Below are 13,754 nucleotides of genomic sequence, written 5' to 3'. Positions count from 1 at the left end.
GATCGCGCCCCGATCCCTATTTTAGATCAGCAGGTCCGCGGTATCCTGCGGGCCAATCTTGGAGGACCATTTTTTGGGCAACGCCAGAAACATCGCGTTTTGGGTCGTACTGTTTCTGTTGATCCTGGCGCTATTCAACCTGTTCTCGGGCGGTCAATCCACCATGACCACCCGCTCGATCAGCTATTCCGATTTTGTCGAGCGTGTCGAGGACGGGGATATCAGCTCTGTCAGGCTGGACGGCGAACGCATCCTGTTCCGCACCAATGACGGGCAGGACTACGTCACGATCCGCCCCGACAACGCGGACATCACCGACAAGCTGCTGGACAACAACGTCACCGTGACGGCCGAACCGCAGGAGCAGTCGGGTTTCCAGACCATCCTGATGACCTTCCTGCCGTTCCTGCTGCTGATCGGCGTCTGGATCTATTTCATGAACCGGATGCAGGGCGGCGGCCGCGGCGGCGCGATGGGCTTTGGCAAGTCCCGCGCCAAGCTGCTGACGGAAAAGCACGGACGTGTCACCTTTGACGACGTCGCCGGCATCGACGAGGCCAAGGACGAACTGGAAGAGATCGTCGAATTCCTGCGCAACCCGCAGAAATTCTCGCGCCTCGGCGGCAAGATCCCGAAAGGCGCGCTGCTGGTCGGCCCCCCGGGCACTGGTAAGACGCTGCTCGCACGTGCCATCGCGGGCGAGGCTGGCGTGCCGTTCTTCACCATCTCCGGTTCCGACTTCGTCGAGATGTTCGTGGGTGTCGGTGCGAGCCGCGTGCGCGACATGTTCGAGCAGGCGAAGAAGAACGCGCCCTGCATCGTGTTCATCGACGAGATCGACGCCGTGGGCCGGTCGCGTGGCGTCGGCTATGGCGGCGGCAATGACGAGCGCGAGCAGACGCTGAACCAGCTGCTGGTCGAGATGGACGGTTTCGAGGCCAACGAAGGCATCATCATCGTCGCCGCGACCAACCGTCCCGACGTTCTGGACCCCGCGCTGCTGCGCCCCGGCCGGTTCGACCGGCAGGTGCAGGTGCCGAACCCGGACATCCGCGGCCGCGAGAAGATCCTTGGCGTGCATGCCCGCAAGGTGCCGCTGGGCCCGGATGTGGACCTGCGCATCATCGCGCGCGGCACGCCCGGCTTCTCGGGCGCCGATCTGGCGAACCTGGTGAACGAGGCGGCGCTGATGGCCGCCCGCGTCGGCCGGCGCTTCGTCACGATGGAGGATTTCGAGAACGCCAAGGACAAGGTCATGATGGGCTCGGAACGCCGGTCCATGGTCATGACCGACGACGAGAAGAAGCTGACCGCCTATCACGAGGCGGGCCACGCCATCGTCGGCCTAAACGTCCCGCAGCACGATCCGATCCACAAGGCGACGATCATCCCGCGCGGCCGTGCCCTGGGTCTGGTTCTGTCCCTGCCGGAGCGCGACCAGCTTTCGGTGACGCTGACCAAGTACAAGTCCAAGATCGCCATGGCGATGGGCGGGCGCGTGGCCGAGGAACTGATCTTCGGCAAGGAGAACGTGACCTCCGGCGCGGCGTCGGACATCCAGCAGGTGTCGAAGATCGCCCGCGCGATGGTGACGCAGTTCGGTTTCGCCGAAGAGCTGGGCTATGTCGACTACGCGAACGAGCAGCAGTCCTATCTCGGCGCCTATGGCGGCGGCACCAACCACTCTGACGACATGCAGAAGCGCATCGACGCCAAGGTGAAGGAACTGGTGGACGAAGGTTACGAAACGGCCAAGCGCATCCTCATCGAGAAGAACGAGGATCTGCAGCGGCTGGCGCAGGGCCTGCTGGAATACGAGACGCTGACCGGCGACGAGATCACCAAGGTGATCGCGGGAGAACCGCTGAACCGCGGCGATGACGACGGCGACACGCCCGACCAGGGCGGGACCGCCAGCGTCACCTCTATTCCGAAGACCAAGCCGAAGCCCAAGCCATCGGGCGACGGCGGTCTGCCGGAACCGACCTGACCTTCGGAACCCCGCGCCCCGGCGCGGGGTTTTTCTTTGCCGGGTTGCGATTGCCTGCGCGGGAATTGCTTGGCAGACTGTGCGCAGCATCCGACAAGGGAATCCCGCCATGGCCGCGCTCGTCCGTTCCGATTTTACCGCGAAGATCAGCTGGCTTGGCCGCGTACCCGACCGCGACGCCAGCCTGCGTGCCGAGGCTTTACAGGAGGTCATGGCGACGCTCGACGGGTTCGAGGGCGAGGCCCATGGCGGCGCCACCCGCCCCTGCTGCTCTCGCTTCTCGATGCTGCATCCGCGCGACACGCCGATCCGCAACGCGCGCCAGCTTTCGATCCTGTCGGCCGAGGAACTGGCCGGCATCGCCGCCGAGATCGGGCTCGACAGCCTCGACCCGGTGCTGCTTGGCGCCTCGATGGTGGTCGAGGGCATTCCGGACTTCTCGCATATTCCGCCCTCGTCGCGGCTGCAGCTGCCGTCCGGCGCGACACTGACGGTGGATCTGGAGAACGGTCCCTGCATCTTCCCGGCGCAGGAGATCGAGAAGGTGCATCCCGGTCACGGCAAGGGCTTCAAGCCCGCCGCCGAGAACCGCCGCGGCCTGACCGCCTGGGTTGAGCGCGAGGGCATGGTGAAGGTCGGTGACGAGGTCGCCCTGTTCATCCCGACGCAGCCGATCTGGGCGCCGCTGCAGGCGACGGTTCCGGAAGCCGCCGAATAACCGCGCGCCGATCCGCCCCTTCTTCTGGTCTGAAATATCCCGGGGAGCGCGAGGGGCAGAGCCCCTCGCACCTCAAGTAAAGGTTCGCGCCGCAGGCGCACCGCTGAACGATCGTTCAGTAAAAGCTCTGAGGATCGATATCGATCGCCAGCCGCAGGTTGGTCGGCAGCTTTACCTGCCCCACCCATTGCGCCAGCGCCGCCTGCAAGGGTGCTGTCTTGGCCGCCTTCACCAAGAGCCGCACGCGGTGCCGGCCCCGGATCCGCGCGATGGGCGCGGGCGCGGGCCCGTAGACCTGCGCGCCGATGCGGCGCAGGGGGGCGTCGTTCCGCGCCAGCACGCCGCCGATGTCGAAGACCTGCTGCACGTCGGGTGAGGACAGCACGATCCCCGCCATGCGGCCATAGGGCGGTACGCCCGCCGCCTTGCGCTCGGCGGCCTCGGCGCGCCAGAAGCCTTCCTCGTCGCCGGCAAGGATCGCCCGGATCACCGGATGCTCCGGCTGATAGGTCTGTAACAGCGCGGCCCCCGGTTTTTCCGCCCGCCCCGCGCGTCCGGCGACCTGCCGCATCAACTGAAACGTCCGCTCGGCGGCGCGCAGGTCGGAACCCTGCAGTCCCAGATCCGCGTCGATCACGCCCACCAGGGTCAGCAGCGGGAAGTTGTGCCCCTTCGCCACCAGCTGCGTGCCAATGACGATATCGGCGCCGCCGGACGCGATTTCTTCCACCTTCGCCTTGAGCGCCCGGGCAGAACCGAAGAGGTCCGAGGACAGGACCGCGATCCGTGCCTGCGGGAACAGCGCCGCCGCTTCTTCCTGCAGCCGCTCCACGCCCGGGCCGACCGGCGCCAGCCGGTCCTCCGCGCCGCAGGAGGGGCAGACAGTCGGCATCGGTTTCGTCTCGCCGCACTGGTGGCAGACCAGCCGCTTCAGGAACCGGTGCTCCACCATCCGCGCGTCGCAGTGATCGCAGCCGATCTGGTGGCCGCAGGCGCGGCAGATCGTGACCGGCGCATAGCCGCGGCGGTTCAGGAACAGGAGCGCCTGTTCGCCAAGGGCGATCCGCGCCTCGACCTCGCGCTGCAAGGTCGGAGAGATCCAGCGGCTACCGGGCAGATCCTCGTTCCGCATGTCGATGGCGGACATTTCCGGCAATTCCGCCTCACCGAAGCGGGATGTCAGTTCGAGCCTTGCATATTTGCCGATTTCGGCATTGGCCCAGCTTTCCAGCGACGGCGTCGCCGAGGCGAGGATCACCTGCGCGGAACAGATCGACGCACGCAGCACTGCCATGTCGCGCGCGTTGTACAGCACCCCGTCTTCCTGTTTGTAGGAGGTGTCGTGCTCTTCGTCGATCACGATCAGCCCGAGGTCGCGATAGGGCAGAAACAGAGCCGAGCGCGCGCCGACGACAAGCTGCGCGCCGCCCTCGCCCACCATCTTCCACGCCCGCCGCCGCTCGGTCATGGTGACACCCGAATGCCATTCCGCCGGCATCGCGCCGAACCGTGCCTCGACCCGCCGCAGGAATTCCGCCGTCAGAGCGATCTCCGGCAAGAGCACCAGCGCCTGCCGCCCCTTGCGCAGGCATTCGGCCACCGCCTCGAGATACACCTCGGTCTTGCCCGATCCGGTGACGCCTTTCAGCAGCGTGGACCCATAGTCCCCCGACCGTATCGCGCCCCGAAGCACCTCTGACGCCGCTGCCTGGTCCTCGGTCAGCTCCTTCCCCGGCAGGTCCGGGTCGAGCCGAGGATAGGGCAGGTCGCGCGGGCTGTCCTCTTCCGCGACCGCCCCCTGCTTCACCAGCCCCTTGATGACCGAAGAGGTCACCCCCGCCGTTTCCGCCAGCTCGCCGAGGGTGAAGGACAGCCCGCCATAGTCGCGCAGCACCTCCAGCACCCGGCGCCTTGCGTCGGTCATCCGTTCCGGTTCGGAATGCCCGAGCCGGTAGACCTTGCGCATCGACGGCGGATCACCGAGGCCCGGCGAGCGTGTCGCCAGCCGCAGCATCGCCGGCATCGGCGTCAGCGTGTAATCCGCCGCCCGGCCAAGGAACTGCCGCATCTCCTCCTGCATCGGAGCCGCGTCCAGCACCCGGTTCATCGGCCGGATCTTGTTGATGTCGAAATCGCCGCGCCCCGGGCCCCAGACCACGCCGAGAACCCGGCGTGGCCCCAGCGGCACGTCGACGAAGGCGCCGAGGAAACAGCCGCCTTCGGGCGCCTTGTAGTCCAGCAGCCGGTCCAGCGGCTGTGTCGTCAGCACCGCGACCAGCGCGCCTTCTTCATAGAAGGAGGGCGCCGTCACCAGCCTATGCCTGCGCGCGGCGCAGGGCTGCGGTGGCCAGTCCCATCGCGATCAGCGCCCCGCCGCCGGCGCGGGTGATCCATGCGATCACGCGCGGCCGCCGGATCAGGTCTCTCAGGTGCGAGGCGAGGAAGGCGTAGGAGAACACGTTGATGATCGCCAGCCCCACGAAGGTCGCCACGAGGATCGCGAACTGTGGCAGGAGCGGCCGCGTCGGATCGGCGAACTGCGGCACGAAGGCGATGAAGAAGGCGATGCTCTTGGGGTTCAGTGCCGTCACCGTCACCGCGTGCCCGAAGACATGGCTGCGCGACAGAACCTCGGTGTCCGGCGTGATCAGCACCGCGCCATCGGCGCTGCGGATCAGTTTCACGCCAAGGAACACCAGATAGGCCGCGCCGACCCATTTCAGCACCGTGAACAGCGTTGCCGACGCCATCACCAGCGCGCCGAGGCCCGCCAGCGAGGCACTCATCGCGATGAAGTCGCCCAGGGCAACGCCCAGCGCCGTGGACGTGGCCACCTTGCGCCCGTGCCCGATGGCGTAGCTCAGCACCAGCAGGACTGTCGGCCCCGGAATCAGCAGGAGCGCCGTTGAAGCCGCCACGAAGGCGAGCCAGATCGTGAAGTCCATTATCCTACCCTCCGGCCTTCGCCATTCTACCTTTCATGTCGAACCTGCTTGGGCTAACACTCGCCCAACTTCAAGTGCCAGCCAATGGAAGGGCAGAGATGAAATTCTTCGTCGATACCGCCGATGTGGATGCGATCCGGGAACTGCACGAGCTGGGCATGGTCGACGGGGTCACCACGAACCCCTCGCTGATCATGAAATCCGGCCGCGACATCAAGGAAGTGACCAAGGAAATCTGCGACATGGTCGACGGGCCGGTGTCCGCCGAGACGGTGGCGCTGGATGCCGAGGGCATGATCAAGGAAGGCCACGAGCTGAAGAAGATCGCCGACAACATCGCGATCAAGGTTCCGCTGACCTGGGACGGGCTGAAAGCCTGCAAGGCGCTGTCGGACGAGGGCCATATGGTCAACGTCACGCTCTGCTTCTCGGCGAACCAGGCGCTGCTAGCCGCAAAGGCGGGCGCCACGTTCATCTCGCCCTTCATCGGGCGGCTTGACGACATCAACCTCGACGGCATGGACCTGATCGCGGATATCCGCGAGATCTATGACAATTACGGGTTCGAGACCCAGATCCTTGCCGCCTCTATCCGCACGGTGAACCACATGACCGAGGCCGCCAAGATCGGCGCCGATGTCGCCACCGCACCGCCCGACGTGATCAAGAAGATGTCGGCCCATCCGCTGACCGACAAGGGGCTGGAAGCGTTCCTGAAGGACTGGGAAAAGACCGGGCAGAAGATCATCTGATCCGGCGCCGGCAAGGTCTTGCGAGGGCGGGGTTTCCCCGCCCTTTTCGTTTGTCGCCGGCCGTTGCGCGATGTTATCCTGACCGCGCCAGAAAAGGTGAGGCCGGTGCGGTTAGCCCGGCCTCCGCTGCGGCGGGTCCTGGCCTTCGCTTCCGCGTCGAGTCCCTTGGCCTTCAGCTTCGGTGCAATGGTGCGCCGGAGAAGCGAAAGGCTATGGAATGCAACAGATATCCCTTATCACCCTTGGCATCGGGGACATGGCGCGGTCGACGCGCTTCTATGCGGAAGGCTTCGGCTGGACACCGGTCTTTGAGACGCCCGAGATCACCTTCTACCAGATGAACGGGCTGGTCTTTTCCACCTTCCTGCGCGCTGCATTGGAGGAGGACATGAACCAGACCGGCCTGCGCCCCGGCGGCGCCTATGCGATGGCGCATAATGTCGGCTCGGAGGGCGCGGTGACGGCGCTTATGGAGCGCCTGATCACCTTTGGCGGCAGCCTGCTGCGCGCGGCGGATGCGCCGGAGCATGGCGGTTTCCGGGGGTATGTCGCCGACCCAGACGGGCACCCGTGGGAAATCGCCTGGAACCCGGCCTGGCCGATAGACGGGGCCGGGCACGTGACCTTCGGGCTCTGACCTTACTCCTTGGCGGAGGGCGCCGAATGCCCTCCGTCACCCTGTGTCCCCCCTGCCACCCGGGCCGCTGTTCCTCCCGTTTACCGGACATTTCACTGGACGGATTCCCCTGCGATTGGGCACAACGGGCGTAACAAAATTGACTGGCGTCCGATGCAGGCGCCGCGAGCAGATAGACGAGGCAGGCATGGCAAGCGAACCCGCTGTTATCACGGACGATTTACGCACCAAGATCATTTCCGAACCGGAACTCATCCTCGAAGACCGCGACCTGATGCGCGCGCTGATCGACGCGAATGAAAAGGTCATGGGCGGCAATATCGTCGACCTGCGCGGCATCGCGATGGAACGGCTGGAGGCACGGCTGGATCGTCTCGAAGAGACCCACCGCCACGTGATCGCTGCCGCTTACGAGAACCTTGCCGGCACGAACATGATCCACCGCGCCGTGCTGAAGATGCTGGACCCGGTGGAGTTCGACAATTTCCTGTCCAACCTCGGCACCGAGATCCGCGAGATCCTGCGCGTCGACGCGCTGCGGTTGGTGCTGGAATCCGCCGTCGCGGGCGAAGACCCGGCGACGCGCGATCTGGGCGAGGTGCTTTACGTTGCCGAACCCGGTTTCGTCGAAACCTACCTGACCCAGGGCCGCAACGTACCCGTGCGCCAGGTCACGCTGCGCCAGGTGCAGCCCAAGGATGACACCATCTACGGCGACCGGTTCGACTGGATCCGGTCCGAGGCCTGCCTGAAACTGGATCTCGGCAAGGGCCGTCTGCCCGGCATGCTGGTCTTCGGCGCCGAGGACCCGCACCAGTTCAAGCCCACGCAGGGCACCGACCTTCTGACATTCTTCGCGGGCGTATTCGAACGCGCGATGCGCCGCTGGCTGGCGTGACCGCGCCCCGGGTCGCAGGGGACGGGCTGGCCCTGACGCCGGGGCTGGCCAACGCGCTGGCCGAATGGCTCAGCCACCTCAAGGCGCTGGACGGCGCAGCAGAGCTGACACTGCAGGCCTACCGGCGCGACGTGGCGGGCTTTCTCGGCTTTCTTTCGCAACATCACGGTGGCGGCCAGGGCCGCGGCGCGCTGGCCGATGTCAGCGTCTCCGACATGCGTTCCTGGATGGCCTACGAGCGCGGGCGTGGCCTTTCGGCCCGCTCGCTGGCGCGGGCGCTCTCCGGTGTGAAGGGATTCACCAAATGGGTGGCGGAGCGCGATGGCTTCGATGCCACCGCGACTCTCTCTGCCCGATCCCCGAAATACCGCCGCAAGCTGCCGCGCCCGCTGACCGAGGACGCCGCGCGCGACATGATCTCGACCGTCGAACTGCAGGCCACGAAGGACTGGGTCGCCACGCGCGACATGGCCATCGTCACCCTTCTCTATGGCTGCGGCCTGCGGATCTCGGAAGGGCTGGGCCTGACGGGGGCCGAATATCCCCTGCCGGAGGTCCTGCGAATAAAGGGCAAGGGCGGCAAGGAACGTCTGGTGCCGGTGCTTCCCGCCGCGCGGCAAGCCGTCGCCGCCTATGTGCGCGCCTGCCCGTGGCCGGTGGAGTCCGATCAGCCTCTGTTCCGCGGGGTCCGCGGCGGTCCGGTGAACCCGCGCCTGATCCGCAAGGCGATGGAACAGGCCCGGATGCAGCTTGGGCTGCCTGCTTCCGCCACGCCTCACGCCCTGCGCCACAGCTTCGCGACCCACCTCCTCGCTGCCGGTGGCGACCTGCGCGCGATCCAGGAACTTCTTGGCCACGCCTCGCTGTCGACGACCCAGGCCTATACGGCGGTCGATCAGGCGCGCCTGATGGAAGTTTACGAAAAGGCCCATCCCAAGGCCTGACCCCGCTTGCCGGAACACAGCGTGCATGCAATAGCCTTGCGCATGGTTCCCGTTCTCGAAACCGAGCGCCTGACTCTCCGCGGCCACCGCCTCGACGATTTCGAGAGCAGCGCCGCGTTATGGGCCGACCCGGAGGTCGTGCGCTACATCACCGGCAAACCCCTGCCTCGCGACACGTCCTGGCACCGCCTCCTTCGCTATGTCGGTCACTGGGACCTGCTCGGCTATGGATACTGGGTTGTCGAGGATCGTGACGGACGTTTCATCGGCGAAGTCGGCCTGGCCGACTACCACCGCAATCTCGATATCGACGTCGCGGGAATCCCGGAGGCCGGCTGGGTCCTGGCCACGCACGCCCATGGCAAGGGCTATGCGACCGAGGCCATGACCCGCGTCCTGCAGTGGGCCGACGAACGCTTTGCCCGCACCTTTGCCATGTTCGATCCGGCGCATGAAAAATCGATGCATGTCGCGGCCAAACTCGGGTACGGCGACCGGACCGAGGCGAAATACAACGGCGAGCCCGCGGTGGTGCTCTGGCGCGACCGCCCGGACGGCTGAGACAAAACGCGCGCCCGTGCCCGGCTTTCCTTTCGCGCGGCACAGGCGTATCCCGGGATAAATCCATTCGTTCCGTCCGGTCCTTCCGACCATGCAGCCGAAAATCGCGACCACCCTCAGGGCGTATACGCCCAAGCTGTTCCTTGGCGACGTGGTCGCCGGGGTCACGGTCGCCATGGTTGCGCTGCCGCTGAGCCTTGCCATCGCCATCGCATCGGGCGCCGAACCCGCGCAGGGGCTGATCACCGCGATCGTCGCCGGCTTCCTGATCTCGTTCTTCGGCGGCAGCCGGGTGCAGATCGGCGGACCCACCGGCGCCTTCATCGTCGTGGTCTACGACGTCATCGCGACCCACGGATATGACGGGCTGGTGCTGGCCACGCTGATGGCGGGAGTGATCCTCGTGATCGCCGGCTACCTGCGCGTCGGCAAGCTGATCCAGCATGTGCCGGAGGCGGTGATTTCCGGCTTCACCATCGGTATCGCGGTGATCATCGCCACAAGTCAGCTGCAGGATTTCTTTGGCCTGCAGGCGCAGGATGTCCCGGCGGAGTTCTTTGGCAAGGTCACGACGCTGGCTGCCGCCGCCCCGACCTGGTCGTGGCAGGCCACCCTGATCGGCGCCGGGACGCTGGTCGGCATCCTCGCCCTGCGCCGCGCGCCGCCGCTGGTGCCGGGGCTGATCCTCGCCGTCGCCGCGACCTCCGCTGCCGTGGCGCTCCTGTCCCTGCCCGTCGACACGATATTCAGCCGTTTCGGCGCCCTGCCCGACCGTCTGCCGGTGCCCTCGCTACCCGCCATGTCGGGGGAGCGTTTCACCCAGCTTCTGCCTTCGGCCTTTGTCATTGCTTTCCTTGCAGGCGTGGAATCGCTGCTGTCCGCCATGGTCGCCGACCGGATGATCGAGGACCGGCACCGCCCCTCTGCCGAACTTTTTGCGCAAGGGGTGGCCAATATCGGCTCTGCCTTCTTTGGCGGCCTTCCCGCCACCGGCGCCATCGCCCGCACCGCCACAAACGTCCGCGCCGGCGGCCGCACGCCCGTGGCTGGCATGGTCCACGCCCTGACCGTGCTGGCGGTGATGATGCTGGCCGCGCCGCTCGCCGGTTACCTCGCCATGCCGGCGCTGGCCGGGCTGCTTCTGATCACCGCCTGGAACATGTCCGAGCCGCACCGGTGGAAACAGCATCTGTCGCTGCCGCGCGCCGATCAGGGCGTACTGCTGGTGACGCTGGTCCTGACCGTCGTCACCGACCTTACTATCGCCATCGCCGTGGGCGTGGCGCTGGGTCTCGCCGTCCGCCTGTCGCGCCGGGACGTGCCCGTCGCGCGCTGGCGCGTGCCCCGCCCCTGGCCCGGCGGCACGGAAGCGACAGACGAACGCGAAGATCCGCGGCCTTGAATTCCAATCTTTCGGATGGAGGCCCGAACCTGTAAGGCTGCCCCATGACCGCGCGGATACAGGCGACTTTCGTTCATCTTCTCACTGCGACCGGGGCCGTCTTTGCCATGCTGGCGATGCTGGCGGCCGTCGACGAGAAATGGGGGCTGATGTACCTGTGGCTGGTCGTCGCCTTCGCCGTGGATGGGATCGACGGGCCGCTGGCCCGGAAATACGACGTCAAGACCAACGCGCCGCAATATGACGGCGTGCTGATGGACCTGATCATCGATTATCTCACTTATGTGTTCATCCCGGCCTACGCGCTGTTCAAGTCGCATCTTCTGCCGGGCTGGACCGGGTGGCTGGCGATCATCCTGATAACCTTCGCCTCCGTCGTCTATTTCGCCGATACACGGATGAAGACGAAGGACAATTCCTTCGCCGGCTTTCCGGGCTGCTGGAACATGGTGGTGATCGTCATGTTCGCGCTGCAGCCGAACTTCTACGCCATCCTCGGCATCGTGGTGGTGCTGGCCATAGCGATGTTCACGCCGTTGAAATTTGTGCACCCGGTGCGCACCGACCGCTGGCGCACGGTGTCGCTGCCGATGGCGCTTGCCTGGACGTTCTTTGCCGGCTGGGCCGCCTGGGTGGATTTCGACCCGAACAGCTGGGCGCATTGGGGGCTGGTGGTCACGTCGCTTTATCTGGTCTTCGCCGGCATCCTTCAGCAGCTGATCCCGCAGCGGAAAGCCTGAAGCATTTCGACATTAGCCTGAATCGTTATTCGCTGCCTTTCGGCTTCGCCTCGAACGCAAGAACCGATGCGGTTCTTCAGCGGGGTGTCGAAACACGTCAAATCAACAGAGACGCGGCGCCTTCCAGTTTCAGCAGCGCCACCTTGGTCTCGATGCCTCCGCGCCCGGAATAGCCGCCGAGCCCGTTCGAGCCCAGCACCCGGTGGCAGGGGATCAGGATCGGGATCGTGTTGGCGCCGCAGGCCTGCCCGATTGCCTGCGCCGGCGCATCCAGCAGTTTCGCAAGGTCGCCGTAGGTCCGGGTTTCGCCGAAGGGAATGGCCAGCATCGCCTCCTGCGCGCGGGCGTTCAGGCCGGTGAGCTTGGATCTCAACGGCACGCTGAACCCGGTCCGCCCGCCTTCGAAATACTCGATCAGTTCGTCCAGAGCCTGCGCCGCTACCGGGTCAGACCCGGTTCCAGCCTCCACGCGGCCCCATCCCGCCTGCGTCACCGCCCCGTCCTCTGTCTCGATCCAGAACGGGCCGACGGGCGTGTCGAGTCCGGCTCTCACAATTGCTTCGCCACGAACCAGCTGGTGCCGCAGGGCGTCCGGAAGCCGCCGCGCCAGTCGCCGTCGCCCTTGTCCATCATCGGCTGGATCTCCTCGGCGCCGATCTCCAGCGCCTTGGCATGCGCCGCATCCGGGTCTTCCATGTAGACATGCAGGGTGGCGGGAGGTCCCTCGGCGCCGCCCATCATCAGCACCGAGTCGCCGATCCGGCATTCCGCATGCATGATCCGGTCGCCATCCTCGATCACGCGCAGCCGCTTGGCGCCGAACACCTCTTCGCAGAACGACAGAACCGCCTCCGGATCGGGTACGATCAGGTAGGGGGAAAGGCTGGTATAGCCGTCGGGTTTGTATGCCATGCGCGAAGGTTTAGCCTCCGCTCGGCACCGGTCAAGCGCAGGATACCGCTACGGCCAGCAAACGCCGATCCCCTGCTTCTTCTGGTCAGAAATATCCTCGGGGGTCGTCCATCGTGCGCCATCGGTGCAAGCACGATGGACGACCGGGGGCAGACAGCCCCCAGCGTATTCAGCCGGCACCAAGGCCAGAGTTACTCGGCGGCCTCGCCGATCTTGTCCTGCGTCCGTAGCTCGAAATCCGAGGCGTCGTGGCGCTCCAGCAGCTGCCCGGACGGCTCGCCCGCGGTGCGGTTCACCATGCGGCCGCGCTTGACGGCGGGGCGGGCGTGGATGCGCTCGGCCCATTCGACCACGTTCTTGTAGGATTTCACGTCCAGGAACTCGGCCGCGTTGTACTGCCAGCCCATCACCAGCCCGCCGTACCAGGGCCAGATCGCCATGTCGGCGATGGTGTACTCGCCGCCCGCCATGTAGTCGTGATCGGCCAGGTGCCGGTCCAGAACGTCGAGCTGGCGCTTGACCTCCATTGCGAAGCGGTCGATGGGGTACCGCCATTTCTCGGGCGCATAGGCGTAGAAGTGGCCAAAGCCGCCGCCGAGGTAGGGGGCAGACCCCATCTGCCAGAACAGCCAGGACAGCATCTCTGCCCGGTCCTTCGGATCCGACACCTGGAAGGCGCCGAACTTCTCGGACAGGTACATCAGGATCGCGCCGGATTCGAAGACGCGGGTCGGCGGGTTGGTGGAATGGTCCATCAGCGCCGGAATCTTGGAGTTCGGGTTCACGTCGACGAAGCCCGAGCCGAACTGGTCGCCATTGCCGATGCGGATCAGCCAGGCGTCATATTCCGCTTCCTTGATCCCCGCCTCGAGCAGCTCTTCCAGCAGCACCGTCACCTTCACCCCGTTCGGCGTGCCCATCGAGTAGAGCTGCAGTGGGTGCTTGCCGACCGGCAGTTCCTTGTCATGGGTTGGTCCGGCGATGGGGCGGTTGGTGCTGGCGAAGGTCCCGCCGTTCTCGCGGTCCCAGGTCCAGACCTTCGGCGGTACGTAAGTGTCGTCGTCGCTCATGTCATGCGTCCTCTGTCTCTTCCCAACGAAGACATAGTCCATGCACGCGGGAAACCCAAACGCAGTATGCCTCTGCATGAGCGCACAAACCCGAGGCTTAGAAGGCACAATCGCCGACCTGCCGATCATGCGCGTGGCCTGCAGGTTCGTTGTGCAGCGGGGCGTGACCGTGGGTGGGCCGCAGC

The 13,754-nt window shown here is 65.9% G+C and carries 14 protein-coding genes; 9 read left to right on the top strand and 5 right to left on the bottom strand.

Annotated elements, in window-relative coordinates; translation table 11 throughout:
- Window positions 1-73: 73 nt before the first annotated feature.
- Together ftsH and HCO70_RS01705 are read left to right on the top strand one after the other, a co-directional pair.
- Entirely contained in the window at window positions 74-1,990 is a 1,917-nt protein-coding gene (gene ftsH / locus HCO70_RS01710; protein WP_172292481.1) for an ATP-dependent zinc metalloprotease FtsH, read from the top strand.
- 109 nt (window positions 1,991-2,099) lie between these two features.
- The gene (locus HCO70_RS01705; protein ID WP_172292479.1) at window positions 2,100-2,708 is read left to right on the top strand and encodes an MOSC domain-containing protein; all 609 of its coding nucleotides are present in this window, start codon (window positions 2,100-2,102) and stop codon (window positions 2,706-2,708) included.
- Window positions 2,709-2,823: 115 nt separating this feature from the next.
- On the opposite strand, the gene HCO70_RS01700 is transcribed toward HCO70_RS01705, so the two are convergent.
- Together HCO70_RS01700 and HCO70_RS01695 are read right to left on the bottom strand one after the other, a co-directional pair.
- Window positions 2,824-5,019 carry a primosomal protein N' gene (locus HCO70_RS01700; protein ID WP_172292478.1) on the bottom strand — a complete coding sequence of 732 codons (2,196 nt, stop codon included), beginning with the start codon at window positions 5,017-5,019 and terminating at the stop codon, window positions 2,824-2,826.
- A gap of 4 nt (window positions 5,020-5,023) precedes the next feature.
- Window positions 5,024-5,653 (bottom strand): LysE family translocator, encoded by a 630-nt coding sequence (locus tag HCO70_RS01695; RefSeq protein ID WP_172292476.1) that lies wholly within the window; start codon window positions 5,651-5,653, stop codon window positions 5,024-5,026.
- 98 nt (window positions 5,654-5,751) lie between these two features.
- On the opposite strand from HCO70_RS01695, the gene fsa reads away from it, so the two are divergent.
- The 7 genes from fsa (at window position 5,752) to HCO70_RS01660 (ending at window position 11,587) form a co-directional block, all read left to right on the top strand.
- Window positions 5,752-6,405 carry a fructose-6-phosphate aldolase gene (gene fsa / locus HCO70_RS01690; RefSeq protein WP_172292474.1) on the top strand — a complete coding sequence of 218 codons (654 nt, stop codon included), beginning with the start codon at window positions 5,752-5,754 and terminating at the stop codon, window positions 6,403-6,405.
- 217 nt (window positions 6,406-6,622) lie between these two features.
- Window positions 6,623-7,042 (top strand): VOC family protein, encoded by a 420-nt coding sequence (locus HCO70_RS01685; RefSeq protein WP_172292473.1) that lies wholly within the window; start codon window positions 6,623-6,625, stop codon window positions 7,040-7,042.
- Between the two features lie 187 nt (window positions 7,043-7,229).
- Entirely contained in the window at window positions 7,230-7,940 is a 711-nt protein-coding gene (locus HCO70_RS01680) for a DUF484 family protein (RefSeq protein ID WP_172292471.1), read from the top strand.
- Window positions 7,937-8,884 (top strand): tyrosine recombinase XerC, encoded by a 948-nt coding sequence (locus HCO70_RS01675; RefSeq protein ID WP_371742138.1) that lies wholly within the window; start codon window positions 7,937-7,939, stop codon window positions 8,882-8,884. The genes HCO70_RS01680 and HCO70_RS01675 overlap by 4 nt, the downstream gene beginning before the upstream one ends.
- Before the next feature lie 42 nt (window positions 8,885-8,926).
- Window positions 8,927-9,445, top strand: coding sequence for a GNAT family N-acetyltransferase (locus tag HCO70_RS01670; protein WP_172296058.1), 519 nt, complete (start codon window positions 8,927-8,929; stop codon window positions 9,443-9,445).
- A gap of 91 nt (window positions 9,446-9,536) precedes the next feature.
- On the top strand, window positions 9,537-10,847 hold the full coding sequence (locus HCO70_RS01665; protein ID WP_172292469.1) for a SulP family inorganic anion transporter: 1,311 nt from the start codon (window positions 9,537-9,539) through the stop codon (window positions 10,845-10,847).
- Window positions 10,848-10,891: 44 nt separating this feature from the next.
- Window positions 10,892-11,587, top strand: coding sequence for a phosphatidylcholine/phosphatidylserine synthase (locus tag HCO70_RS01660; RefSeq protein ID WP_172292467.1), 696 nt, complete (start codon window positions 10,892-10,894; stop codon window positions 11,585-11,587).
- A 97-nt stretch (window positions 11,588-11,684) separates the two neighbouring features.
- Here HCO70_RS01660 and HCO70_RS01655 read toward each other — a convergent pair whose 3' ends face one another.
- The 3 genes from HCO70_RS01655 to yghU all read right to left on the bottom strand — a co-directional run bounded on the left by HCO70_RS01655 (window position 11,685) and on the right by yghU (window position 13,569).
- A complete protein-coding gene (locus HCO70_RS01655) occupies window positions 11,685-12,140 on the bottom strand; it encodes a methylated-DNA--[protein]-cysteine S-methyltransferase (RefSeq protein ID WP_371742136.1) in 456 nt (151 codons plus the stop codon).
- Window positions 12,137-12,499, bottom strand: a complete 363-nt coding sequence (locus HCO70_RS24725; RefSeq protein WP_253913084.1) for a glyoxalase/bleomycin resistance/extradiol dioxygenase family protein — start codon at window positions 12,497-12,499, stop codon at window positions 12,137-12,139. The genes HCO70_RS01655 and HCO70_RS24725 overlap by 4 nt, the downstream gene beginning before the upstream one ends.
- Before the next feature lie 191 nt (window positions 12,500-12,690).
- Window positions 12,691-13,569, bottom strand: coding sequence for a glutathione-dependent disulfide-bond oxidoreductase (gene yghU / locus HCO70_RS01650; RefSeq protein WP_172292464.1), 879 nt, complete (start codon window positions 13,567-13,569; stop codon window positions 12,691-12,693).
- Window positions 13,570-13,754 lie beyond the last annotated feature (185 nt).

It is taken from the genome of Pseudoruegeria sp. HB172150 (genome assembly GCF_013184805.1).
Lineage (GTDB): Bacteria > Pseudomonadota > Alphaproteobacteria > Rhodobacterales > Rhodobacteraceae > Psychromarinibacter.
This window is presented reverse-complemented; position numbering and strand designations above follow the sequence as displayed.